The sequence below is a fragment of the Microvirga guangxiensis genome (assembly GCF_900102135.1).
Lineage (GTDB): Bacteria > Pseudomonadota > Alphaproteobacteria > Rhizobiales > Beijerinckiaceae > Microvirga > Microvirga guangxiensis.
The window spans coordinates 595,752-618,257 of record NZ_FMVJ01000002.1 but is presented as its reverse complement, the minus strand read 5'-3'; the positions used below and the strand labels follow the sequence as shown (position 1 = coordinate 618,257).

The following is a 22,506-nucleotide window of genomic DNA, read 5'->3' as shown; positions in this document are numbered from 1 at the left end:
TTACACTCCCAGCACTTCGTGGAGTTCGTCCATGCGCGCATCGAGCTCATGACCTGGGAAGGAATTGACCATGCGTCCGTCCTCCATGAGGTAGAAACGGTCCGCGACTTTCTTGGCGAAGCGGAAGTTCTGCTCCACCAGCAGGATTGTCATGCCGCGCTTCTTCAATTCTACCAGCACGTCGCCGATGCGTTGGATGATGACAGGCGCGAGGCCCTCGGTCGGCTCGTCGAGAAGGATGGTCCGCGCCCCGGTGCGCAGGATGCGGGCAATCGCCAGCATCTGCTGCTCACCGCCGGAGAGCTTCGTGCCCTGACTGGAGCGACGCTCATGCAGGTTGGGGAAGAGCGTGTAGATCTCGTCGATGCTCATGCCGCCTTGCGAGACGTTCGGCGGCAGCATCAGGTTCTCGGCCACGTTGAGGCTCGCGAAGATTCCGCGCTCCTCGGGCACATAGCCGATCCCCTCCTGCGCCACCTTGTGAAGCGGAAGGCCGAGAAGATCCTTGCCGCGCAAGCGGATCGTGCCTTGGCGTCGGCGCAGAATCCCCATGATGGCGCGCAGGGTCGTCGTCTTGCCCGCGCCGTTGCGGCCGAGCAGCGTCACGGTTTCACCTTCCCGGATATCGAGATCGACACCGTGAAGGACGTGGCTTTCTCCGTACCAGGCATTCAGCCCGCGAACTTCGAGGAGAGGCTGGTTACTCATGCTCAGTCCCCATATAGGCTTCACGCACGCGCGGATCGGCGCTGACGGTTGCATAGGACCCGTCGGAGAGGATCTCGCCGCGAGCGAGAACGGTGACGCGATCGCACAGATCCGCCACGACATTCAGGTTGTGCTCCACCATGAGCACGGTGCGGTTCTTGGCGACGCGCCTGATCAGGTCGGCAATGCGTCCGATATCTTCATGTCCCATGCCGGCCATCGGCTCGTCGAGAAGGAGCATTGCGGGATCGAGGGCAAGCGTCGTGGCGATCTCGAGCGCGCGCTTGCGGCCATAGGACAGTTCCGAGGCTGTGAGATGCGCATAGGCGGAGAGATTGACCGCATCGATCAGTTCCAGCGCACGATCGTCGAGAACCGAGAGGCTACTGAAGGGAAGCCAGAACTGGGTAGCGAGATTCTTCGGACGCTGCAGTGCCACGCGCACATTGTCGAGCACGGTCAGATGCGGAAAGACCGCTGAGATCTGAAACGAACGCACGAGGCCGAGGCGCGCCACTTCGGCAGGCTTCAGCCCGGTGATGTCGTTGCCGCGAAAGCTGATCTGCCCCCGCGTCGGTGTGAGAAACTTGGTGAGAAGGTTGAAGACCGTGGTCTTGCCGGCGCCATTCGGGCCGATCAAGGCATGGATCGTTCCTTCGTTGACGGACAGCGTCACATCCTTCACCGCGACGAAGCCGCGAAATTCCATGGTGAGGCCTGTGGCGCTCAAAATCGGTTGAGTACTGACCATGCGGCCGTTGATCCCGAACGATGAATGAGAATGAAAGAGCGAGGGCGGCGTGAGCCGTCCCCGCTCCGTTACTGCTTGGATTACTGGGTCAGCTGGCAGCCGCTCTCGGCAGCCTTCATGTAGGCCTGGTCGCCGGGGATGGTGGCGAGCTGCTTGTACATGTCCCATTCGCTCTTGCTCTCTTCCGGCTTCTTCACCTGGAAGAGATACATGTCGTAGACCATGCGGCCGTTGGGCAGGACCTTGCCGTTCTTGGTGAAAGCGTCCTGGACCGGCATCTCATGCAGGGCCTTGGCGACGGCTTCCGTCTCGTCCGTTCCGGCCTTCTGCACAGCCTTCAGGTACTGCATCACGGTCGAATAGGTGCCCACATGGATCATGTTGGGCATCTTGCCGGTTTTGGCCTGGAAGCGCTTGGCGAAGGCACGGTTCTCGTCGTTCTGGTCCCAATACCAGCCTTCGGTGAGCGTCAGACCCTGAGCGGATTGGAGGCCCAGGCCTTTCACTTCGGCAAGGGTGAAGAGAAGCGCAGCGAGGCGCGTTCCGCCCTGGGTAATGCCGAACTCGGCGGCTTGCTTGATGGCGTTTGCGGTGTCGAGGCCGGCATTGGCCATACCGATGACGTTGGCGCCGGAACTCTGAGCCTGGAGCAGGAAGGACGAGTAGTCGGTAGCGGCCAACGGATGGCGCACGGAGCCGACAACCTGACCACCCTTCGACTTCACGAACTTCGAGGTCTGCTCCTCGAGGGAGTAGCCGAAGGCGTAGTCGGCGGTGAGGAAGAACCACTTGTTGCCGCCGTTTTCCACCAGCGCGCCGCCGGTGCCGACAGCGAGAGCATGAGTGTCATAGGCCCAGTGGAAGCCGTAAGGCGAGCACTGCTTGCCGGTGAGCTCGGTCGTTGCCGCACCGGTGGTCATGGTGATCTTCTTCTTCTCCTTCGAGAGACCCTGAACCGCGAGCGCGACGGAAGAGGTGGTCAGCTCCATGATGGCATCGACCTTATCGGCATCGTACCATTGACGGGCGATGCTGGAGGCCACGTCCGGCTTGTTCTGGTGATCGGCGTTCACGACCTCGATCGAGGCGCCGTTGACCTTGCCGCCGAAGTCCTCAACGGCCATTTGAGCCGCTGCCACGGAAGATTTTCCGCCGAAATCCGCATAGACGCCGGATTGATCGTTGAGGATGCCGATCTTCACCACGTTGTCGGAGATATTCTGGGCGTAGGCCGCCTGTGCTGCCACAGTGCAGCTGAGGGCGAACAGGATTGGCTTGAGAACTCGCATCGTCTTCCTTCCCATTGTTGTCGGAAAGGCAGGTTGGTCCTGCCGTATATCGGGCCGCATGGTGAAACCCCCCATGGAACCGGTCAACACAAGGTAACGGCGCCGCACGCCTAAGCAATGCGATTGAGCTTCATCCTTAAGTCGCAACTCTTTCGCTCCGTCACGATTTTGGCCAGGATTCCCTTCCCATAGCTGGCGACAACCCAGACCGGCGCCAAGTGTGGTGTTCAGGCTGAGGAGGGATGCCTATATCCCTTCCATCATTTTCCCTTATCGAGCCTGGAGCCTTCCATGACTGCGCATAATTTTCCGGACCGCCGTGTCCCCGCTTTGAAGGATGCATCCTTGCTGGTGTCGCAGGCCTATGTGGCCGGCGAGTGGACCGATGCCTCCGGGGGCAAGACCATTCCCGTCACCGATCCCTTCGATGGCGCGCTCATCGCCCATGTGCCCGATCTCGGGGCAGAGGACGCCCGCCGGGCCATCGACACGGCCCATGCGGTGCAGAAGGAGTGGGCCAAGCGCACCGCCAAGGAGCGCAGCCGGATCCTCAAGGCATGGTACGACCTCATTATTGAGAATGCCGATGATCTGGCCTTGATCCTCACCACCGAGCAGGGCAAGCCGCTCGCCGAGGCCAAGGGCGAGGTGATCTCGAACGCGGCTTACATCGAGTGGTTCGCCGAAGAGGCCAAGCGCATCGACGGCGACATCATTCCCGGCGCCAATGCCGGCCAGCGCATCCTGGTGCTCAAGCAGCCTGTGGGCGTGTGCGCGGCCATCACGCCTTGGAACTTCCCGAATGGCATGATCACCCGCAAGGTGGGCCCGGCGCTGGCCGCCGGCTGCACCATGGTGCTCAAGCCCGCCGCCCAGACCCCGCTCTCGGCACTCGCGCTCGCGGTGCTGGCCGAACGGGCCGGGGTGCCCAAGGGCGCGTTCTCGGTGATCACGACCAGCGAGGCCAAGCCCATCGGCGAGGAGTTCTGCCGCAATCCGAAGGTGGCCAAGATCACGTTCACCGGCTCGACCAATGTGGGCCGCTGGCTGATGCGGGAGGCCGGTGACAGCATCAAGCGGCTGTCGCTGGAGCTTGGCGGCAACGCCCCCTTCATTGTGTTCGACGATGCCGATCTCGATGCGGCGGTGGAGGGCGCTACGGCTTCGAAGTTCCGCAATGCCGGCCAGACCTGCGTGTGCGCCAACCGGATCTATGTGCAGGAGAGCGTAGCCGAGGCCTTTGCCGAGAAGCTCGCCGCCAAGGCCACGAGCCTGCGGCTCGGGCGGGGCACGGAGGAGGGCGTGACCATGGGGCCGCTGATCGACGATCGCGCTGTGGCCAAGATGGAGGACCACCTGCAGGACGCGCTGTCGAAGGGCGGCCGGGTGCTGGTGGGCGGCAAGCGGTCGGATCTGGGCGGCACGTTCTTCGAGCCCACGGTGATGACGGGCATCACCCAGAGCATGAAGGTGACGAAGGAAGAAACCTTCGCGCCGCTTGCTCCGATCATCACGTTCAAGGACGAGGAGGATGTGATCGCGATGGCCAACGACACGGAGTTCGGACTGGCGTCGTACTTCTACGCCAAGGACATGGCCCGGGTGTGGCGCGTGGCGGAGGCTTTGGAGAGCGGGATGGTGGGCGTGAACACGCCGGCGCTGGCCAACGAGATGGCGCCGTTTGGTGGCATCAAGCAGTCGGGGCTCGGACGTGAGGGCTCCAAATACGGCATCGAGGGCTTCCTCGAAATCAAATACGTCTGCCTCGCCGGTATGTGACAAAGAAAGCCGGGCTTTTCTGAAGCCCGGCTTTTCCTTTTAGTCCCGGAGGGTGATGGAGACTGGCTGATGGTCGGACGCAATGGTTTCCACATCGACGCGCAGGTCGGTGATCCGATCCGCCAGATTTTCCGTCACGAAGATGTAGTCGCGGCAATGGGGACCCTGCGGCCATTGCTTGAAATCGGCAACGCCTGTCGTGGGTGCATGGGGCGCATCGCCATGCTTGATCGCCCACGCATCCACGAAGGCCGGAATGCCTGAGGCGAAGGACGCTCGCATTTCAGCGTGGAGCGGATCGTCAGGGCCGAGATTGAAGTCGCCGCAGACGATGGAGCCGACAGGCGCGGCAAGAGTGCGGTAGGGCCCTTCCGACGTATCGCGATGCTTGAGCCTGCTCCGTTTCTCGTTGGTCTCGTGCACGGCGCGGATGTGTTCGACCTGAGCTTGCCGATGCTCGACGGAGTGATACTCGAGATGGCAGGTGGTGACGCGCACCGGACCGAAGCTCGTTGCGACAATGGCTTCGAGGGCCTGACGCTGCATGCTTCGGCATTCCGTTGCGGGCCACGGGAGCATGTGGCTTGTGATCTCCAGCACGGGCAGGCGCGAGAGAATCATGTTGCCGAAGACCTGCGGGCGGCCATTCCCGTCGCGCCGCTCGACGGCGGGGCGGAAGATGGGGGTGTAGCCGGGCAGAAGATCGCTGAGGATCGCGGGCTGGTCCTCACCGCCGTCATGCGGAGCAAATCCGTGCGAGATCTCCTGGAAGCAGAACACATCCGCATCGCTGAGTGCTTTCGCGGTCTCGACGATGCGGTTGAGATCGACCTTGCCGTCGCAGCCGAGGCCCCACTGAATGTTCCAGGTGACGAGCTTCATCAGCGGATACCTGCCCTCATGAAGGACTGGACGAACTGCTTCTGAAACAGAAGGAAGGCGAGGAGCAACGGCGCCATGGTCATGACGGTCGCTGCCGTGATCACGGACCAGTCGACGCCGGTTTCTGGCGCGCCGAACACGGCGAGGCCCACTGTAAGCGGACGGCTCTCAACCGAGTTTGTCACGATGAGCGGCCAGAGGAAGTTGTTCCAATGGTAGCTCACGGAGACGAGACCGAAGGCGATGTACGTCGTTTTGCCGAGCGGCACGAAGACGCGCCAGAGCACGCCGAACGAGGATGCGCCTTCCACGCGCGCGGCTTCCACGAGCTCGTTCGGAACGCCCTTGAAGGTCTGGCGCAGCAGGAAGATGCCGAAAGCCGAGGCGAAGTAGGGCAGGCCGATGGCCGGAATCGTATCCAGCAGGTTGAGCCCGCTGATGACGCGGTAATTCTCCACGATCAGCACGTCCGGCATGATCATGAGCTGCACGAGCACGAGCGCGAACAGAACATCGCGCCCGAAGAACTTGAAGCGCGCAAAGGCATAGGCCGCCAGCGTGGCAATCACGAGCTGGCAGGCGAGCACCATTGTCACTAGCATCAGGGTGTTGAGGTAGTAGCGCGCGAACGGCGCCTGGTTCCAGGCCCTGACGAAGTTGTCGAGCGTCAGCGGGGCGGTGAGGTCGAAGCGCGTCGCATACTCGGAGGGATGGAACGCACTCCACAGGCTGTATGCCAGCGGCAATAGCCACAGCAGCGCCAGAGCCCAGGCAGCGATGGTTTCGACCGAATGATCTTTTTGTCTCATTGGTAGTGAATCCTGCGGTCGAGATAGACGAACTTGGTGAGGGCCACGCCAGCCAGAATTGCGATCAGGGTGACTGTCAGAGTTGCGGCAAAAGCCGTGTCCTGGAATGTGAAGGCGACTTCGTAAATGTAGTAGAGCAGGAGCGAGCTCGCGTTGTTCGGTCCGCCCTTGGTCATGATGACGAGCTGATCGACGAGCTTGAAGGAGTTGATCAGCGCATTGATCGAAATGAACAGGGTCGTCGGCATGAGAAGCGGCAGCGTCACGCGGCGGAAGAAATACCACCGGCTCGCACCTTCGACTTGTGCGGCTTCCTTCAACTCGGGCGGAATGGTCTGCAGAGCCGCGAGATAGAAGATCATGAAGAAGCCGGCTTCCTTCCAGACCACCATGACAGCGAGGCAGCTCATGACGGTGGAGGGGTCGCCAAGCCAGTTATGGCCCGAGAAGCCAAGGCTCTTCAGGAACTGGTCGAGCAGGCCATAGCCGGGGGTGTAGAAGAACAGCCAGATGTTCGCCACCGCGATCATGGGAAGAACAGTCGGCGTGAAGAAGGCAAGGCGCAGGAAGGAGCGTCCGGCCATCTTCTTGTCCACCCAGACGGCCATCAGAAGCGCGAGTCCGATGCTGGTCGGCACGGTGGCGAGGGCGAAGATGATGTTGTTGCGCAGAACCTGCCAGAAGACGTCGTCCTCCAGCATGAAGGTGTAGTTCTCCAGGCCCACGAACTCGGATGTGCCGCCTCGGCTCAGCGAGTGGAAGCTGTGATAGATCGTGGAGAGGATCGGATAATGGGTAAAGGCTGCCAGGAGAACGACGGCCGGCAGCAGGAGCAGCCAAGCATTGATGTTGGTCTGCCAATTCCTGCGCCTGATGGCCTTGGATTCAACAGCACTCATGACGGCGGATACCATCGCATTCTCCTGCGCGATCAAACGATGTGCTGCGGCGGGGACCCGCCGCAGCACCGAGGCTGGATTACTTGTAGCGGCTGAGGAAACGCTCGGACTGCTTCTGGGCGCCGTCGAGAGCTTCCTGTGGGGTCTGCGCACCGGTCAAGGCCGATTGGATCGCATCGTTCATGATCTTGTAGATGCGGCCGTTTTCGTGGACCGAGAGTTCGGCAACGGCATGCTCCAGCTGATCACGCGCGACAAGAGCCTGCGGGAAGTCCTTGACGTAGTTCTTCATGACTTCCGTCTCATAGGCTGCGGGAGTCACGGCGACGTAGCCGGTCTTGATGCTCCAGTCGGCAGCGCGCTCGGGAGCGGTCATCCACTTGATGAACTTCACAGCAGCCTGCTGCTGCTCAGGGCTTGCGCTCTTGAACACATAGAAGTTGCCGCCGCCGGTCGGAGAGCCGCGACGCTCCTTTGCCGGGAGCATGGCGACGCCGAAGTTGAACTTGGCGGCTTCCTTCACTGCTGTCAGGTTGCCCGTGGTGTGCCACATCATGGCGGTCTTGCCTTCGAGGAAGTCCGTGCGCAGGGTGCCCCATTCCACGGCGCCCTTGGGCATCACGCCTTCCTTGGCCGCGAGATCGACCCAGTACTGCAGGGCTTCGACGGTCTTCGGCGCATTGAAGGAAACCTGATTGCCGGCCTCGTTCATGAGCTTCTGGCCGTTCTCGATGGCGAGTGCCTGAAGCATCCAGTAGCCGTAACCCGTGGAGGGGATTTCAACGCCCCAGCGGCTCACGTTGCCGGATGCATCCTTCTTCACGAGCTTCTTCGACATCTCGGCCATTTCGGCCCAGGTTGTCGGCGGCTTCTCGGGATCGAGGCCTGCTTCCTTGAAAGCGTCCTTATTGTAGTAGAGCACGATGGTGGAGCGCTGGAACGGAATGCTCCAGGTCTTGCCCTCGACGCGGCCGTTTTCCATGAAGGCCGGGTAGAAGCTGTTCAACCATTCCTTGTCGGCGCCGGGGATCTCATCGATCGGCACGATGGCCTTCTCGTCCATGAGCGTGAAGAGATCGGTGGAGAACAGAACCGACAGCTGCGGCGGCTGGCCGCCCTTCATGGCGGTCATGGCCTTGGTCATGGTGTCGGTGTAGTTGCCCGCATAAACGGACTCGACCTTGATGTCCGGATTTTCCTTATGGAACTGCTGGACCATGTCATCGATGACCTTCGTGACAGGACCACCGACTGCAACAGGATAATACATGGTCAGGTCGACCGCCTGAGCAGTGCCGGCGCCGAGGCTGGCCAGCGTCATGAATCCTGCCGTGAGCAGGGCTTTCGTCTTGAACTTCATTGTCCTCCCCCTTCGGGTTATTTAGAAGCCGTACGCCTGCGGCCTTCCACCGCCTGCGCTCTTTCAGAGGAAAGCCTTACTGGGCCAGAGTGCTGCCCACGCGACGCTTTCCGCTGTCCCTGTCAAACAGATGTATGTGACGGTTTTGCCATCCGAGACCGACTTGTGCACCAGCAGGCAGCGAGCAATAGCCGGTCTGACGGACAGAGACGGTTTCGCCCTTTACGTCACAGAGAATGATGCTGTCCGCGCCCAGATATTCCACGGCCTGGACAGTCGCGGGAATGCCGTTGCTCTCGACGAGGGAGATATGCTCAGGACGCACTCCGAGAACGGAGCCATCATGCCAGGAGATGAGGTTCATGGGGGGCGTGCCGATGAAGCGTGCCGTGAAGTCGCTTGCCGGCTCGTTGTAAAGTTCGTGCGGTGCGCCGTTCTGCTCGATATGCCCATCACGCATCAGGATCACCCGGTCTGCCATGGTCATGGCTTCCGTCTGGTCGTGCGTGACATAGACCATCGTCATGCCGAGGCGCTGCTGCAGGCTTCGGATTTCCGTTCTCATCTCGTGACGGAGTTTGGCATCGAGGTTGGAGAGCGGCTCGTCCATCAGGCAAACAGGTGCTTCCGCGATGATGGCGCGGCCCAGCGCGACTCGCTGGCGCTGGCCGCCGGAAAGCTGAGACGGTTTGCGCTCGAGCAGATGGCTCAGGCCCACGATATCCGCCACTTTCTTGAGACGCTCGTCGCGCTCGCCACGTCCGACGCCTCGAACCTTCAGGCCGAAGATAATGTTTTCCGCGACGTTCAGGTGGGGGAAGAGCGCATAGGACTGGAACACCATCGAGATGTTGCGCTGCGCCGGCGAGAGATGCGTGACGTCCCGTCCGCCGATGGTGATGGTGCCGGAATCAACTTCCTCCAGGCCTGCGATCAGGCGGAGCGTCGTGGACTTGCCACAGCCCGAAGGGCCGAGCAGGACCAGAAGCGTCCCCGCATCGGCCTTGAAACTGATGCGGTTGACGCCGCCAACACCGCCCCAGGTTCTCGATACTGCGTTGACGACAATCTCGGACATGAGTTCGACCCTTGAGACCTGAAAGTTAAGATGCGTGTTGGCGTTTGGCCGCCAGGAGAAGATCGGCCAGCTCGGCGAAACCGTCTCCTGAATGACCCTTGGCGATATAGGCGGGCTTGTTCTTCAGCCGGTGCTCGAAAGCGTGAATGTTGGCAACGCCGACACTGAACGGAAAGGCCGCGAACATGGGTTCGTCGTTGGGTGAATCGCCCGCATAAATTACGGATTGCTTGGCTTCTTCCCAGCCCATCCCGAAAACATCGGCCAGAATCGTCTTGGCCATGCTGAGCTTGTTGTAGTCGCCGAACCAGCCGTTCACATGGATGGAGCTAACTTTGGCCTGCGCGCCATGGCGCTCGAAGATGGCGACGATCCGATCGACCTCGGACTCGGGGAGAGCCGGAACGTCCTCGCAGAAATCGATGGCGAGATCCGCCAGGCGGTAGGCCTGATCGCTGGCAAGGGCAGAACCGGGAACGGAAGCGAGAACCTCTTTCTCGATGGCATCGAGCTTTGTGCGGTTCTGTTTCAGCTCCTCAGGGCTCGCCCAGAAATGCTGGTCCATTTTCTTTCGCTCGCGGTCGTAGCGAAAATAGAATGCGCCGTTCTCTCCCACGATGCCGTCTACCGGCCACATGCGGGCGATGTGATCGCACCAGCCTGCGGGACGCCCGGTTACCGGGATCACGAGGAAGCCAGCGCGCTGGAGGTTTTCCAGGGCCGCATAGGCAGAGGCCGTCAACATGCCTTCTGTCGTAACGGTGTCGTCAATATCGGTCAGGATGACGCGAATGGACCGCGCCTTCTCGAGCGAGAGCTGAGAAAGAGGGATCATGCTGTCGCTCCGGTCGACAGGGAGCAGCAAGAATACAGAACGGTCACGAGCATGAGCAGGCGTTTCCTTCGGCGGCACACTCGGTGCCTTGTGTGAAGCCTAGATGACAGAATTTGGCAGTTCAATCATACTTCTGTGGGATGTTCCAATTTTTTTGAGCGAGTTACGCTATCCTTGGTTGCGGATGGAGAGGTGAAGCGTGTCCTTCCCCGAAGGCAAAAAGGCGGTGCGTCAAAGGCTGATCCTGGCCGAACTCGGCTTGAGCCCCGCCGTGCGAACGTCGGATCTCGCCCGTAGGCTTGGTGTTTCCGCCGAGACGGTGCGGCGTGACATCGAGGAACTGACCCAGCGAGGGTTGGTCAGCCGCACCTATGGAGGCGCGGCCGGACGGCAGCTTGGTCTCCAACCTGAATTTCAGGACAGGAACACGCTGGCTGTTGAAGAGCGCGAGGCTATTGCCAGGGCTGCCGCCAAACTGGTGCAGCCGGGAGACGTGATCATGATCGATTCGGGCTCGACCACAGCCCGGTTCGCCCATGTTCTGGCCGAAATGGCCAAGAAGATCACGGTGATCACCAACTGCTTTGCCGTTGCCAATGCGCTTGTGCAGCAGGGCAGTGCGCGAGTGCTGTTTTGCCCGGGCGACTTCTCGGCGCACGAGCGAGGTGTCTATGGCTCGGAAACCTGCTCTTTCCTTCAGCGCTTCAACGCGGATATCGCCTTCATCGGCGCCAGCGGTCTCACATTCGAGGGGCCGAACGATGTGGAAACACAGGCCTGCTGGGTCAAGCGCACGATGATCGACCGGGCTGAGCGAAGCGTCCTCCTTCTTGACGGGGCCAAATTCAACCGGCGCCATCTCGAGCTTGTCTGCCCGATGGAGAGGCTCTCGGATATCGTCACCGACCGAGCGCCCGACAGCGTGCTTGCCGAGAAGATTGCCGCCGACAACGTGTCCTTGCATCTGGCCAGGCAGAGCGGGCATGTCAGGGTCGACGCTTGAACGAGGCCGGATAGGATCCTGGGTCTTCCCGAAAATGATTTCTGTCGTAAGCTCTCGGCATGACAGACGATGCCAAGATCCTGCATGACTTGTTCGATGCTGCCCTGAGGGCGGCGCTCCCGGATGGAAAATTCGATGGGCGCCTGCCGCCTCAGCCCAAAGGCCGAACCATCGTGCTCGGAGCCGGCAAGGCCTCCGCACGTATGGCGGCGGCTTTTGAAGATGCCTGGGTGAAGGCGGGGGGAACCTGCGAGGGGCTGGTCGTTACGCGTTATGGCCATGCAGTTTCCACGCGCTCCATTGAGATCGTCGAGGCGGCTCATCCTGTTCCCGACGAGGCAGGGCTGAATGCTGCAAGACGCATTCTGGCTTTGGCGAAGGAGGCAGGGCCCCACGATCTCATCATCTGCCTGATCTCAGGCGGCGCATCCGCGTTGCTTTCGCTACCCGCGGAAGGCATCACCCTTGAAGACAAGCAGGCCTTGAACCGTGCTCTCCTCAAGTCGGGTGCGCCAATCGGCGAGATGAACCTCGTGCGCAAGGCGCTCTCCGCGATCAAGGGAGGGAGGCTGGCCGAAGCGGCCTATCCAGCACAGATCGTCACCTATCTCATCTCGGATGTTCCGGGCGACGATCCTGGCAGCATCGGTTCCGGCCCGACAATTCCGGAGCGCGTCGATCCGGATGTGGTTGAGGCTATCCTCGGCAAGTATGGGATTGATGTGCCTGCGCATGTGATGCAGGCGGTGAGGGCGAATGCAGTTGAACCTACGGGCGCGGGTGGTGTGGTGCATATGCTTGCCACGCCCAAGATGGCGCTCGACGCGGCAGCCGCCAGAGCCCGTGAAGCTGGCCTTATTCCGCTGATCCTCGGCGATGCCATCGAAGGTGAGGCGCGTGAGGTCGGGCGCGTAATGGCAGGAATCGCGCGCTCTGTGCGGTTGCATGGAGAACCTGTTGGGGTGCCCTGCGTGCTTCTCTCGGGCGGAGAGACGACCGTGACGCTCCGTGGTTCAGGGCGGGGCGGGCGCAATGCCGAGTTCCTATTGTCGCTTGCTCTGGCGCTGCGCGGAGAGGCACGCCTCTCCGCCATTGCCTGCGATACCGACGGGATCGACGGATCGGAAGACAATGCAGGCGCATGGTTCGATCAGACCCTGTTTGCGGACGCCCGGGGCAGGGGCGTCAACCTTGCCTCGCATCTTGCGGGCAACGATGCTTATTCCGCGTTCGCGCAACTCGACAGGCTTGTCATCACAGGACCGACATTGACCAACGTGAATGACTTTCGTGCCATCCTGATCCGCTAGAGGACGCCCGCAGCACCCGTCACATTTCTCTCGGGAATCGTCATCGTTACGGTCGTCCCGTTCCCTTCCTTGCTGGCGATGTGAAGGCTGCCGCCATGAAGCGTGACGATGTGCCATGCAAGGCTGAGGCCAAGTCCCGTGCCGGGAATATCCTTGGCGTTGCGGCCGCGGAAGAAGGGTTGCATCACGAATGGCAGGTCGTGTTCGGAGATCCCGATCCCTTCGTCCTTCACGACGATCATGACACCCTCTTTTGAAGGACGTGCCCTGAGGCTGATTGGGGCTCTGGCGGCCGAATACTTGATCGCGTTGGACAATACGATCACGAGAGCCTGCTCCAGCAGGATAGGATCACCTATGATGATCTCGGGGAGCTTCTGAATGTCGATGGAAAATGGCCGATCGGGATCGTGATTGTTCTGTTCCTTGCAGGCGCGCCTGATCAAGGCTTCAGGGTTGAACTCGCTCGGGTTGAGGAGCATGCCGCCCGCGCTTGCCCTCGTATAGGACATGATCATCTCGATCAGTTCATCCAAGCGCAGGCTGGCGCGCCAGATCTTTTCCGCGCGGGTCATGACATCCTCGGAACTCATACGCTCCGCACGGCGCATCAAGCCTTGCGCCAAGGCATTGATTGCCGAGAGGGGCGTCCTGAGCTGGTGCGCAAGCAGGGCAATCCGGTCCAGAGGCTGCGCCGTTTTCCTTGCACCGGACCGAATAGGCGGAAGGTACGCAGGCTTCGTGGGTTTCTTAGGGGGCCTTTGAGCGGATGGCACGAGAACTCACTATCCACATATATAACGTTAGAACGGAACTCACGAAGTAGAGCAGACGAATGCCATGTCCATGTGTGAAAAGTGACAAAAGGCAAAAGAACAGGAATGTAGTGCTTTGCGAGAATTTTTCTCGGAAAGATATTGGTATGATTATGATTATTCTAAATATTGCTATGTATTTAACCAGAGAAGGTGTGTTTTATTCAGAATAAAAATAGTGTTATTTAACAATAATATTTAATGACGAATTTGTGAATGCCTTAAGATGAGAGCTGAAAATACGTAACGCCCAGCTTGAAACCTTCCTCAGGAACGCGCGTTCTCCCTCACACACTAGACTGAGGAGAATAACGATGGATCATGATCGCACCGAAGGCAGCATGAAGAACATCAAGGGTCGCGTGAAGGAAGGGCTTGGTAAGGCCCTTGGCGATTCGAAGATGGAAGCTGAAGGCAAAATGGATAAGGCTGAAGGCCGGATCCAGAACACCGTCGGCGGCATGAAGGATAGCCTGCGCAAGAGCACCTGATCCAGGTAAGGCTCCATAAATCGGCCCGGCATCTGCCGGGCCTTTTTCATTTCGATTGTTCGGCCTTGGCAATCAGAAAACTGATGCTCTTCTCTCCCTGGCGCTGTTCAATCAGCTCATCGCCAAGTTCACGGACAAGGTTAGGGACATCGATGCCTGCCAGCGGGTCCGTGCAGATCACGCGCAATTGGTCGCCAGGCTTCATGGCAAGCAGAACCTTGCGGGTCCGCAGGACGGGGAGCGGGCATTTCAACCCGGACAGGTCCAATTCAAGCATCGTATCCTCCGGTCCTCGCGGCTGCCGTATCCATTGATGTGTGCCGTTCGAAGATATCCTGTGCGGCCGCCAGATCGTCCGGGGTGTTGATGTTGAAGAATGGATCGAACGGTTCGGCTGGCCAGAAAGCGGCTGTCGACCCATGAAGCTTCATCCAGTCTTCCACGCGACGCATGCCTTCCAGAAGCGCATGACGCATGTCATGGCGCAGATCGACGGGCCAAAGGCACGTGGTGTAGTGCTGGTTGGCACCCGATGCAGCGCAGGCAAGAGGTGTGGAGGCTGCGTCGCGCGCTGCATGAAGACGCAACACAAGATCTCTCGGGATAAAAGGCGTATCGCCTGGCACGGTCGCGACCCACGTGATGGAGGGCTTGTGAAGGGCTGCCCATTCAAGGGCAGCCAGAACGCCCGCCAACGGGCCCGGATTGTCGGAAATCGAATCCTGAACCACAGGTATGTCCAGCATCCCGAAGCGTGAAAGGTCGCCGTTCGCATTGAGGATCATGCTTTCGCATTGCGGCGCCAGACGCTGCGCCACATGAGCAAGAAGGGTTTGACCTCCAAGCCTCAGAAGAGGCTTGTCACCGCCGCCCATGCGCCGCGCCAACCCGCCGGCGAGAATTACGCCTAACGTTGCCGGATATGGCGCCATGGCACGCCTACTCGATCACGATGCGCGGGGCAGGACGAGCAGTCTCTCCGCCGGACAAGGTCGTCCATATGCGCTGCGCCATATCCTTGTAGATCGTGGCATGAGGCCCTTTAGGATCCGTCGCGACAACGGGACGTCCTGCGTCCGAAAGTTCACGAATGGTCATGTTGAGCGGGACTTCTCCAAGAAATGGCACTCCCAGACGCTCGGCTTCCGATCGTGCGCCGCCATGTCCGAAAATATGCGAGCTCTGTCCGCAATGAGGGCAGACGAAGGTAGCCATGTTCTCGACGATCCCAAGGATGGGTATTTCCACACGCTTGAACATGGATACACCGCGCCGTGCATCGATGAGCGCCAGATCCTGGGGGGTGGAAACGATTACGGCGCCTGCCAGAGGCGTTGCCTGCGCCATGGTGAGTTGGGCGTCACCCGTGCCCGGCGGCATATCCACCACAAGTACGTCCAGATCGCCCCAGGCGACTTCGCGCAGCATCTGCGTAATGGCCGACATGACCATCGGCCCGCGCCAGATCATGGCGGCCTCCTCCTCGACCAAGAAGCCGATGGACATGACCTTCAAGCCATAGGCCTCCATGGGTTCGAGAATGCGGTTCTCGAGCAGCTTCGGCTTGCCGTGAATGCCGAAGAGTTTGGGCATGGATGGGCCATAGATATCGGCGTCCAGAACGCCGACCTTCAGGCCCAGCGCTGCGAGGCCCAAGGCAAGATTGCAAGCGGTCGTCGATTTGCCGACGCCCCCTTTGCCGGAAGCTACGGCGATCACATGCTTCACGCCCGGAATGCGTTGATTCTTGGGCTGGGCTGCAGCGCGGGGACGCTGAGCAGCGGCAGGAGAAGATTGCGGAGCCGATCCGGCAGGCCTGTCGGCGGTGAGGCTTGCGAAGACGCCCTTCACACCCGGTAGCCCCTGGACGGCGGTGGCGGCGGTTTGGCGAACCTGCTCCATGGCCTGCGCTTCGGAAGGGTCGACTGCGATCGAGAACATCACGCGGCCCGCATCGTCGATGTGAACGTCGGAGAGACGCCCTGAAGCCACAAGGTCGGTTCCACTGGCGTCGACCGTCACGGTCGAGAGCGCCTGCAGCACATGTTCACGGGTAATCGCCACGATGGAGGCTCCTGGACTTGGCTTCGATAATCGCTTGAGCCTCATGTATAGGCTATGCGCCCATCCGTTAAGGCGTTGTCTGGGTGTCATAGGCGATATCCGAACCAAAACCCACCTAACCCGTTGTTCAACCGATCCCTCGGGGGCGCCATCCCGCAATCGAAAGCCTGCATTTGCGCATCGCCTGCCCGAGACATTGTGATGCAACCAGGAGAGGATGATGCACCAGCACGGCCATAATGACCCTAATGCCAAGAAGCTCTACGAACTCATCAAGGACGTGAAGATCGCCATGATGACCACCGTCGATACGGATGGCACGCTGCACAGCCGCCCCATGCACAGCCAAGAGACCGACGAGCATGGAGATCTCTGGTTCTTCACGCAAATCCAATCTCCCAAGATTACCGAAGTCTCCCGCGATAATGAAGTGAATCTGGCCTACAGTGATCCCAGCAGCCAAACCTACGTCTCCGTTGCCGGCAAGGCGGAGATTGTGCGCGACAAGGCTACGATCCAGGAGAAGTGGTCGGAGCCGTTGCGTGCCTGGTTCCCGGAAGGCGTGGACGATCCGCAGATCGCATTGATCCGTGTGCATCCTTCGAAGGGGGAGTATTGGGACAGCCCATCCTCAACCATCGTGCATCTCTACGGCTATGCCAAGGCTGCTTTGACGGGGCAGCAGCCCAATCCAGGCGATCAGGCAAAGGTCAACCTGAGCTGACGAGACTCAGTAAGCTGACAATCAACAGGGCCGCGTAGCGGCCCTTTTTCATGATACTTATTTGTTTCTTCCGCAATGCGGGCAGCTTGAGTATAATCAACGTCAATAAAACAAAGTAACCTGTAGATAATTTGCAGGTTGAAGAGCACAAAAACAGGGGGCGCTCCCAGGGAGGGAAGGATGAAGTTCATCTGGCTTGTCGCCGTCTCCACTGTAGCGTTTGCATCTTCCAGTTTTGCACAGCCTGCCACTCAGCCGCCGACGAGTAACCTCGAAAAGCTGCAGACATTTCAGAGCACAGGAACCGTTGAACCCAGGCAAATCCCCCAAGAGGGACGCCGGGCTGACGCCATTCGAAAGAACCTTGCGAAGATTACGATGCCTGCGGGCTTCAAGATTGATCTCTATGCCTTGGTTCCTGATGCCCGCCACATGGCAGTCGGCCCGAACGCTGGCGTTGTTTTTGTTGGGACCCGCAAGAACAATGTCTATGTGGTCACGGATCGCGATAAGGATCGTGTGGCAGACGAGGTGAAGCAGTTCGCACCATCCGTAGAGTTCAAGATCCCCAACGGAGTCTGCTTCTCCCGCGATGGCATGCTCTACGTTGTCGAGCAGAACCGCGTGCTGCAATTCCCTGCTGCAGAGTTTTTCTATGAAGGGCCCGATGTCGCGGCGGGAATCGTCGCCAAGCAGGGTGAGTTGATCCCGCCGGCTGAGGAGAGCTTCAATCATACGGCCCGCGTCTGCCGCGTCGGACCCGATAACAAGCTCTACATTGCTCTCGGACAGCCCTTCAATGTGCCGCCCAAGGAAAAGATGGAGCTTTATCGGCAGGTCGGCATCGGCGGCATCATCCGCATGGATCAGGACGGGAAGAACCGGGAGGTCTACGCAACCGGCATCCGCAACTCGGTGGGGATCGAGTTCAACCCAGCCGACAAGTCCTTGTGGTTCACCGACAATCAGGTTGACGGGATGGGTGATGACCAGCCTCCCGGCGAGCTCAACCGCGCCGTCCAGATAGGCCAGAACTTCGGCTTCCCCTATTATGGGGGTGGGACGGTTCGCACCGTCGAATACAAGGACGATCAGGTTCCGGCAGGGTCGTAGGGCCCCAATCCGAAATGGCGCCCCATGCCGCCGACCTCGGGCTCATGTTCTATACGGGCAAGATGTTTCCGGCAGCCTATCAGGGCGGCATCTTCTCGGCTCAGCATGGGTCCTGGAACCGCACCAAACCGATAGGCGCGCGGGTGATGTTCACGCCGCTCAAGCCCGACGGAACGGCAGACAAGCCTCAGGTCTTCGCAGAAGGCTGGCTTAACGAGAACGGCGAGTATCTCGGCCGTCCGGTTGACGTTGCCATGTTGCTCGACGGTTCGCTTCTTGTCTCGGACGATACGGCAGGTGCGATCTACCGCATCTCCTATGAAGGACAGTAAGCCCGCTTTGACAGGCGCGCCCCGGGCGGCGCGCCTGTTTCCCCGAAAGGCGAAACCATGAAGAAGACCGACGCCCTGATGTTGTTCGGGGCTCTCTCGACGAGTCTCCTGCCTGTCTCCGGATATGCCGCTGACGCCAGGGCAGGGCGCCAGAAGATCACCACATGCCAGGCCTGCCATGGGTTGGATGGCCTCTCGAAGAACCCGGAAGCTCCGAATCTGGCAGGACAGATCGAAGGGTACCTCGTTAAAGCGTTGGCCGATTACAAATCCGGTGCCCGCCAGAACGAGAGCATGAACATTGTCGCAAAAGACCTCTCGGAACAGGATATGGCCGATATCGCGGCCTATTACTCGTCGATTGAGGTCGATGTGCTGCCCCCGTGAGGGCAAACAAAGGAGGTATGAGCCAAGCGCTCTTTCGCCAGCTTCCAGCCTTCGCTATTGTCCTGCCTCCTGAAACGGCTAGGAGCAGGCGATGGTGGACATCGCGACCCGGGTCTATAACCACACCTGGAAAATCGATCCGATCGTTCGGTCGGTCCTGGATACGGACTTCTACAAGCTTCTGATGGCGCAAACGATCTTTCGCCGTCATCGGGATGTCCAGGTCACCTTCGGAATCCATAACCGCAGCACTCGAATTCGCCTTGCCGACATCATCGATGCGGGTGAATTGCGCGAGCAGCTCGACCATGTGCGCAGCCTGTCCTTGACCCGTGGCGAATCCACCTGGCTTCGCGGCAACACGTTCTATGGCAAGCGGCAGATGTTCTCGCCGGAATTCATGGATTGGCTCGAGACCTTCCGCTTCCCGGAATATCTTTTGGAGAAGGAAGACGGCCAGTACGTGCTGACCTTTCATGGGCCATGGATCGAAACCACCATGTGGGAGATCCCCGCGCTCGCCATCCTCAACGAGCTGCGCTCGCGCGGGGTCTTGAGAGGCATGGGCAAGTTCGAGCTGCAGGTGCTCTATGCCCGCGCCATGACACGGGTTTGGGAAAAGATCGAGAGCCTGAAGAAGCTGCCGGACCTGTCGATCTCGGACTTCGGCACACGCCGTCGTCATGGCTTCCTGTGGCAGGACTGGTGCGTTCAGGCGATGATCGAAGGTCTCGGCCCTGCCTTCCTTGGCACGTCAAACTGCCTCATCGCCATGCGCCGCGAGGTGGAGGCCGTCGGCACCAATGCCCACGAGCTTCCCATGGTTTATGCAGCGCTGACCGAAAGCGATGAGGAGCTTGCGAAGTCTCCCTATCGCGTGCTGGCCGATTGGCAGGAAGATTACGAAGGCAACCTGCGGATCATCCTGCCCGATACGTACGGCACCACGAATTTCCTGCAGAATGCACCCGATTGGGTTTCATCCTGGACCGGTATCCGCATCGACTCCAAGGACCCCATCGAGGGTGGCGAAGAGGCAATCGAATGGTGGCGGCAGCGGGGACAAAACCCGAGCGAGAAGCTCGCAATCTTCTCCGATGGCCTCGATGTGAATGTGATCGAACGCATTCACCACCATTTCCGCGGGCGCATGCGCATCGGTTATGGTTGGGGCACTTTGCTGACGAACGATTTCCGCGGACTTGTCGCCGATGGCGGGCTCGATCCCATCTCCATCGTGTGCAAAGTGATTTCGGCAAACGATCATCCGACCGTGAAGCTCTCGGACAATCCAACGAAAGCCCTGGGGCCGGACGATCAGATTGAGCGTTATAAGCGCGTGTTCCACGTGGGCGCGCAAACAGCACAACCGGTTCTGGTGTGAGGACAATGAAAGTCGATCTCAACTGCGATATGGGCGAAGGCTACGGACCATGGCGCATGGGCGATGATGAGGCGATGCTCGACATCGTCTCTTCGGCAAATGTGGCATGCGGCTTCCATGCCGGCGATCCATCCATCATGTTCCGCACAGCGGAGATCGCCAAACGCAAGGGTGTGGCGGTTGGCGCGCATCCGGGCTTCAATGATCTGCATGGTTTCGGAAGACGCGTGATCCGCGGCGATTCTCCCGCTGAGATCGAGCGAATGGTGGCCTACCAGATTGGCGCCATGCAGGCGGTTGCAGCGTTAGCCGGACACAAAGTTACTTATGTGAAGGCGCACGGCTCTCTCAATAACATGGCAAACGAGGACGAGGATCTTGCGCTTGCCATCGCGCGCGCCATCAAGGGTGTCGATTCAAGCCTCGTCAACGTGTGCATGCCGGGGCTCCTGATGGAGAAGGCATCGGAACAGATCGGCATTCCGGTTGCGCGGGAGTTCTTCGCCGACCGCACCTATGAGGACGACGGTACGCTGACGTCCCGCAAAAAACCCGGCTCCGTACTGCACGATGCCGATGCAGCGGCCGAGCGCGTTCTGCGCACCATTCAGGATAGAGCGGTCATCACTACGTCGGGAAAGCGCATTCCTATCGAGATCGATACGATCTGCGTTCATGGCGATGAACCGAGCGCGGTCGTCATGGCGCGGACCGTACGGGCGAAGCTCGAGGCAAACGGCGTGACTATAGCGCCATTCTCCGGAAGCTAGATGTCGTTCAAGGATCACTTCTCGGAAAAGTCGGGAGACTACGCGGCCCATCGCCCGACTTACCCGCGCGCACTCATCGAGTACCTCGCTGACATGTGCCGACGGACAGACGTTGCTCTGGATGTCGGCTGCGGCACCGGGCAGCTCTCGGTGCTATTGGCCGAGCGTTTCAGGCATGTGATCGCCACCGATGCCAGCGCGCAGCAGATCGAGAAGGCGCAAGCCCATGACCGTGTGGAGTATCGGGTTGCACCTGCCGAGACGAGCGGGCTTGCCGATGCTTCCGTCGATCTGATCACGGCAGCGCAAGCAGCGCATTGGTTCGATCTCGATGCATTCTATGCAGAAGTTCGTCGTGTCGGAAAACCCGGAGCGGTTCTGGCGCTCATCACCTATGGTGTGATCCAGGCGGATCAAGATGTTCAGCCGCTCATCGAGAGCTTCTACAAGAACGTGGTGGGACCTTACTGGCCGCCGGAGCGCCGTCATGTGGAGGAGGGCTACCGCTCCTTCGATTTTCCCTTGGAGGAATGGCCTGCTCCACCTCTTGCCATCGAAGTGCAGTGGCAGGCATCCGATCTCATCGGCTATGTGGATACATGGTCGGCGGTGCGTGGCCTTGAGAAGGCAGAGGGACGCCAACCGATCGAGCAGTTCGGGCGAAATCTGCGGAGCCTATGGGGAGATCCGCAGCAGCGGCGCAACATTCGCTTCCCCCTGTCGCTGCGGATCGGGCGGCTTTAACGGGTCTTGAGCGTTCTCTGAAGGAAGCTTTTCAGCGCGGCGAGCGTTTCGTCCGGCGCTTCCTCGGCAAGGTAATGGCCGCAATCGATGCCATGCCCTTCAACATGATCCGCCCATTCGCGCCAGACGGCCAGAACATCGTACCAGCGTTCCAAGCCATTCTTTAAGCCCCAGATCGCTTGCACAGGACAAGCGATGCGCCGTCCCGCGAACTTGTCCGCTTCGTCCAGCTTCATATCGATTGTCGCACCCGCCCTGTAATCTTCGCACATGGCGTTGATTGTGATGGGGTTGGAGTAACATCGCTTATACTCCGCCAAGGCTTGCGGTTCGAACATGGTCCGCCCGCGCCGCAGATAGAACGTGTCCGGATCGGCGGAAATCAAGGTTTCTGGAATGGGGTGCGGCTGCGCGAGGAAAAACCAGTGCCAGTAGCCCATGGCGAAGGCCATATCGGTGCGCGTGAAGTGCTCGTAGGTCGGTAGGATGTCGAGCACGGAGAGAGCAGCGATGCAATCTGGATGATCGAGCGCCATGCGATAGGCGCATCGCCCGCCGCGATCATGCCCTACAACGGCAAAGCGGTCCAAGCCGAGATCCTGCATCGCTTCGACCATATCCCGCGCCATGGCGCGCTTAGAATAGGGCTCGTGGTCGGAGGCCGTCGGTGGCTTGGAACTGTCGCCATAACCACGCAGATCCGCGCAAACGACCGTGTACTCATCTGCGAGACGCGGAGCCACCCGGTGCCACATGACATGGGTTTGCGGGTGTCCATGCAGCAGCAGGACAGGCGGGCCGCTGCCGCCATAACGAAGATTGATGTTGGCTTCTGAAGTTTCAACGAGGCGGTGTGTGAAGTGCTCGAACATCGGCCGATTGTCTTACACCTGAGCCGGAGCCTCCAGCCCTACGAAAGCAGACGAGAGCAGCCTGTGAAGCATGGGTAGCATCGGCATTGCGTCTCGCCTGCTTGGGG

24 protein-coding genes and 1 pseudogene are annotated in these 22,506 nt (G+C 59.9%); 10 read left to right on the top strand and 15 right to left on the bottom strand.

Going from position 1 to position 22,506, the window contains the following annotated elements:
• The 3 genes from BLP10_RS02970 to BLP10_RS02960 all read right to left on the bottom strand — a co-directional run bounded on the left by BLP10_RS02970 (position 1) and on the right by BLP10_RS02960 (position 2,748).
• Positions 1 to 708 (bottom strand): ABC transporter ATP-binding protein, encoded by a 708-nt coding sequence (locus BLP10_RS02970; RefSeq protein WP_091129566.1) that lies wholly within the window; start codon positions 706 to 708, stop codon positions 1 to 3.
• Entirely contained in the window at positions 701 to 1,459 is a 759-nt protein-coding gene (locus tag BLP10_RS02965; protein WP_091129563.1) for an ABC transporter ATP-binding protein, read from the bottom strand. Before BLP10_RS02965 ends, BLP10_RS02970 begins: the two co-directional genes overlap by 8 nt.
• Positions 1,460 to 1,539: 80 nt before the next feature.
• Positions 1,540 to 2,748, bottom strand: coding sequence for an ABC transporter substrate-binding protein (locus tag BLP10_RS02960; protein ID WP_091129559.1), 1,209 nt, complete (start codon positions 2,746 to 2,748; stop codon positions 1,540 to 1,542).
• 291 nt (positions 2,749 to 3,039) lie between these two features.
• Here BLP10_RS02960 and BLP10_RS02955 point away from each other — a divergent pair, with 291 nt between their 5' ends.
• Positions 3,040 to 4,527, top strand: a complete 1,488-nt coding sequence (locus tag BLP10_RS02955; RefSeq protein WP_091129556.1) for an NAD-dependent succinate-semialdehyde dehydrogenase — start codon at positions 3,040 to 3,042, stop codon at positions 4,525 to 4,527.
• A gap of 39 nt (positions 4,528 to 4,566) precedes the next feature.
• Here the strand turns inward: BLP10_RS02955 and BLP10_RS02950 are convergent, their stop codons facing one another.
• The 6 genes from BLP10_RS02950 to BLP10_RS02925 all read right to left on the bottom strand — a co-directional run bounded on the left by BLP10_RS02950 (position 4,567) and on the right by BLP10_RS02925 (position 10,390).
• On the bottom strand, positions 4,567 to 5,409 hold the full coding sequence (locus tag BLP10_RS02950; protein ID WP_091129552.1) for an endonuclease/exonuclease/phosphatase family protein: 843 nt from the start codon (positions 5,407 to 5,409) through the stop codon (positions 4,567 to 4,569).
• Positions 5,409 to 6,218 (bottom strand): carbohydrate ABC transporter permease, encoded by an 810-nt coding sequence (locus BLP10_RS02945; protein WP_091129549.1) that lies wholly within the window; start codon positions 6,216 to 6,218, stop codon positions 5,409 to 5,411. The genes BLP10_RS02950 and BLP10_RS02945 overlap by 1 nt, the downstream gene beginning before the upstream one ends.
• Positions 6,215 to 7,117: a carbohydrate ABC transporter permease gene (locus tag BLP10_RS02940; protein WP_091130135.1), complete on the bottom strand. Its 903-nt coding sequence runs from the start codon at positions 7,115 to 7,117 to the stop codon at positions 6,215 to 6,217. The genes BLP10_RS02945 and BLP10_RS02940 overlap by 4 nt, the downstream gene beginning before the upstream one ends.
• A gap of 79 nt (positions 7,118 to 7,196) precedes the next feature.
• The gene (locus BLP10_RS02935) at positions 7,197 to 8,477 is read right to left on the bottom strand and encodes an ABC transporter substrate-binding protein (RefSeq protein WP_091129545.1); all 1,281 of its coding nucleotides are present in this window, start codon (positions 8,475 to 8,477) and stop codon (positions 7,197 to 7,199) included.
• Between the two features lie 76 nt (positions 8,478 to 8,553).
• Positions 8,554 to 9,555, bottom strand: coding sequence for an ABC transporter ATP-binding protein (locus BLP10_RS02930; protein ID WP_091129542.1), 1,002 nt, complete (start codon positions 9,553 to 9,555; stop codon positions 8,554 to 8,556).
• A 25-nt stretch (positions 9,556 to 9,580) separates the two neighbouring features.
• Complete coding sequence (locus tag BLP10_RS02925) at positions 9,581 to 10,390, bottom strand: HAD family hydrolase (protein ID WP_091129538.1); 810 nt, start codon at positions 10,388 to 10,390, stop codon at positions 9,581 to 9,583.
• A gap of 199 nt (positions 10,391 to 10,589) precedes the next feature.
• Here BLP10_RS02925 and BLP10_RS02920 point away from each other — a divergent pair, with 199 nt between their 5' ends.
• Together BLP10_RS02920 and BLP10_RS02915 are read left to right on the top strand one after the other, a co-directional pair.
• Complete coding sequence (locus tag BLP10_RS02920) at positions 10,590 to 11,393, top strand: DeoR/GlpR family DNA-binding transcription regulator (protein WP_091129535.1); 804 nt, start codon at positions 10,590 to 10,592, stop codon at positions 11,391 to 11,393.
• A 59-nt stretch (positions 11,394 to 11,452) separates the two neighbouring features.
• The gene (locus BLP10_RS02915; RefSeq protein WP_091129532.1) at positions 11,453 to 12,703 is read left to right on the top strand and encodes a glycerate kinase type-2 family protein; all 1,251 of its coding nucleotides are present in this window, start codon (positions 11,453 to 11,455) and stop codon (positions 12,701 to 12,703) included.
• On the opposite strand, the gene BLP10_RS02910 is transcribed toward BLP10_RS02915, so the two are convergent.
• Positions 12,700 to 13,479, bottom strand: coding sequence for a sensor histidine kinase (locus BLP10_RS02910; protein WP_091129529.1), 780 nt, complete (start codon positions 13,477 to 13,479; stop codon positions 12,700 to 12,702). The two genes, BLP10_RS02915 and BLP10_RS02910, sit on opposite strands and share 4 nt — an antisense overlap.
• A 353-nt stretch (positions 13,480 to 13,832) precedes the next feature.
• Between BLP10_RS02910 and BLP10_RS02905 the strand changes: the two genes are divergently transcribed.
• Positions 13,833 to 14,009, top strand: a complete 177-nt coding sequence (locus tag BLP10_RS02905) for a CsbD family protein (RefSeq protein WP_091129525.1) — start codon at positions 13,833 to 13,835, stop codon at positions 14,007 to 14,009.
• Positions 14,010 to 14,055: 46 nt separating this feature from the next.
• On the opposite strand, the gene BLP10_RS02900 is transcribed toward BLP10_RS02905, so the two are convergent.
• Genes BLP10_RS02900 through BLP10_RS02890 form a run of 3 tightly spaced genes read right to left on the bottom strand, consistent with a single transcriptional unit; the run spans position 14,056 to position 16,073 of the window.
• Positions 14,056 to 14,286: a sulfurtransferase TusA family protein gene (locus tag BLP10_RS02900; RefSeq protein ID WP_091129522.1), complete on the bottom strand. Its 231-nt coding sequence runs from the start codon at positions 14,284 to 14,286 to the stop codon at positions 14,056 to 14,058.
• A complete protein-coding gene (mobA, locus tag BLP10_RS02895) occupies positions 14,279 to 14,941 on the bottom strand; it encodes a molybdenum cofactor guanylyltransferase MobA (protein WP_091129518.1) in 663 nt (220 codons plus the stop codon). Before mobA ends, BLP10_RS02900 begins: the two co-directional genes overlap by 8 nt.
• Positions 14,942 to 14,948: 7 nt before the next feature.
• Entirely contained in the window at positions 14,949 to 16,073 is a 1,125-nt protein-coding gene (locus tag BLP10_RS02890; protein ID WP_091129515.1) for an Mrp/NBP35 family ATP-binding protein, read from the bottom strand.
• A 220-nt stretch (positions 16,074 to 16,293) separates the two neighbouring features.
• On the opposite strand from BLP10_RS02890, the gene BLP10_RS02885 reads away from it, so the two are divergent.
• Positions 16,294 to 16,797 (top strand): pyridoxamine 5'-phosphate oxidase family protein, encoded by a 504-nt coding sequence (locus BLP10_RS02885; protein WP_091130132.1) that lies wholly within the window; start codon positions 16,294 to 16,296, stop codon positions 16,795 to 16,797.
• Here BLP10_RS02885 and BLP10_RS23365 read toward each other — a convergent pair.
• On the bottom strand, positions 16,773 to 16,988 hold the full coding sequence (locus BLP10_RS23365; protein ID WP_210183591.1) for a hypothetical protein: 216 nt from the start codon (positions 16,986 to 16,988) through the stop codon (positions 16,773 to 16,775). The genes BLP10_RS02885 and BLP10_RS23365 overlap by 25 nt on opposite strands.
• Here BLP10_RS23365 and BLP10_RS02880 point away from each other — a divergent pair.
• The 5 genes and pseudogenes from BLP10_RS02880 (at position 16,978) to BLP10_RS02860 (ending at position 21,527) form a co-directional block, all read left to right on the top strand.
• Positions 16,978 to 18,242 (top strand): annotated as a pseudogene (locus BLP10_RS02880) (PQQ-dependent sugar dehydrogenase). The gene BLP10_RS23365 and the pseudogene BLP10_RS02880 sit on opposite strands and share 11 nt — an antisense overlap.
• A gap of 57 nt (positions 18,243 to 18,299) precedes the next feature.
• Positions 18,300 to 18,629 carry a c-type cytochrome gene (locus BLP10_RS02875; RefSeq protein ID WP_091129513.1) on the top strand — a complete coding sequence of 110 codons (330 nt, stop codon included), beginning with the start codon at positions 18,300 to 18,302 and terminating at the stop codon, positions 18,627 to 18,629.
• A 91-nt stretch (positions 18,630 to 18,720) separates the two neighbouring features.
• Positions 18,721 to 20,013, top strand: a complete 1,293-nt coding sequence (gene pncB, locus BLP10_RS02870) for a nicotinate phosphoribosyltransferase (protein WP_091129510.1) — start codon at positions 18,721 to 18,723, stop codon at positions 20,011 to 20,013.
• A gap of 5 nt (positions 20,014 to 20,018) precedes the next feature.
• The gene (locus tag BLP10_RS02865; RefSeq protein WP_091129507.1) at positions 20,019 to 20,783 is read left to right on the top strand and encodes a LamB/YcsF family protein; all 765 of its coding nucleotides are present in this window, start codon (positions 20,019 to 20,021) and stop codon (positions 20,781 to 20,783) included.
• Positions 20,784 to 21,527 (top strand): class I SAM-dependent methyltransferase, encoded by a 744-nt coding sequence (locus BLP10_RS02860; RefSeq protein WP_091129505.1) that lies wholly within the window; start codon positions 20,784 to 20,786, stop codon positions 21,525 to 21,527.
• Here BLP10_RS02860 and BLP10_RS02855 read toward each other — a convergent pair.
• Entirely contained in the window at positions 21,524 to 22,399 is an 876-nt protein-coding gene (locus BLP10_RS02855) for an alpha/beta fold hydrolase (protein WP_091129502.1), read from the bottom strand. The genes BLP10_RS02860 and BLP10_RS02855 overlap by 4 nt on opposite strands.
• Positions 22,400 to 22,506 lie beyond the last annotated feature (107 nt).

Coding starts and splice junctions, on each gene's coding strand:
- BLP10_RS02935 (WP_091129545.1), bottom strand. CDS start 8,477: ATGAAGTTCAAGACGAAAGCCCTGCTCACGGCAGGATTCATGACGCTG.
- mobA (WP_091129518.1), bottom strand. CDS start 14,941: ATGGCGCCATATCCGGCAACGTTAGGCGTAATTCTCGCCGGCGGGTTG.
- BLP10_RS02955 (WP_091129556.1), top strand. CDS start 3,040: ATGACTGCGCATAATTTTCCGGACCGCCGTGTCCCCGCTTTGAAGGAT.
- BLP10_RS02950 (WP_091129552.1), bottom strand. CDS start 5,409: ATGAAGCTCGTCACCTGGAACATTCAGTGGGGCCTCGGCTGCGACGGC.
- BLP10_RS02885 (WP_091130132.1), top strand. CDS start 16,294: ATGCACCAGCACGGCCATAATGACCCTAATGCCAAGAAGCTCTACGAA.
- BLP10_RS02915 (WP_091129532.1), top strand. CDS start 11,453: ATGACAGACGATGCCAAGATCCTGCATGACTTGTTCGATGCTGCCCTG.
- BLP10_RS02860 (WP_091129505.1), top strand. CDS start 20,784: ATGTCGTTCAAGGATCACTTCTCGGAAAAGTCGGGAGACTACGCGGCC.
- BLP10_RS23365 (WP_210183591.1), bottom strand. CDS start 16,988: ATGAACTTCATCCTTCCCTCCCTGGGAGCGCCCCCTGTTTTTGTGCTC.
- BLP10_RS02940 (WP_091130135.1), bottom strand. CDS start 7,117: ATGAGTGCTGTTGAATCCAAGGCCATCAGGCGCAGGAATTGGCAGACC.
- BLP10_RS02945 (WP_091129549.1), bottom strand. CDS start 6,218: ATGAGACAAAAAGATCATTCGGTCGAAACCATCGCTGCCTGGGCTCTG.
- BLP10_RS02905 (WP_091129525.1), top strand. CDS start 13,833: ATGGATCATGATCGCACCGAAGGCAGCATGAAGAACATCAAGGGTCGC.
- BLP10_RS02900 (WP_091129522.1), bottom strand. CDS start 14,286: ATGCTTGAATTGGACCTGTCCGGGTTGAAATGCCCGCTCCCCGTCCTG.
- BLP10_RS02875 (WP_091129513.1), top strand. CDS start 18,300: ATGAAGAAGACCGACGCCCTGATGTTGTTCGGGGCTCTCTCGACGAGT.
- BLP10_RS02925 (WP_091129538.1), bottom strand. CDS start 10,390: ATGATCCCTCTTTCTCAGCTCTCGCTCGAGAAGGCGCGGTCCATTCGC.
- BLP10_RS02855 (WP_091129502.1), bottom strand. CDS start 22,399: ATGTTCGAGCACTTCACACACCGCCTCGTTGAAACTTCAGAAGCCAAC.
- BLP10_RS02970 (WP_091129566.1), bottom strand. CDS start 708: ATGAGTAACCAGCCTCTCCTCGAAGTTCGCGGGCTGAATGCCTGGTAC.
- pncB (WP_091129510.1), top strand. CDS start 18,721: ATGGTGGACATCGCGACCCGGGTCTATAACCACACCTGGAAAATCGAT.
- BLP10_RS02960 (WP_091129559.1), bottom strand. CDS start 2,748: ATGCGAGTTCTCAAGCCAATCCTGTTCGCCCTCAGCTGCACTGTGGCA.
- BLP10_RS02965 (WP_091129563.1), bottom strand. CDS start 1,459: ATGGTCAGTACTCAACCGATTTTGAGCGCCACAGGCCTCACCATGGAA.
- BLP10_RS02865 (WP_091129507.1), top strand. CDS start 20,019: ATGAAAGTCGATCTCAACTGCGATATGGGCGAAGGCTACGGACCATGG.
- BLP10_RS02930 (WP_091129542.1), bottom strand. CDS start 9,555: ATGTCCGAGATTGTCGTCAACGCAGTATCGAGAACCTGGGGCGGTGTT.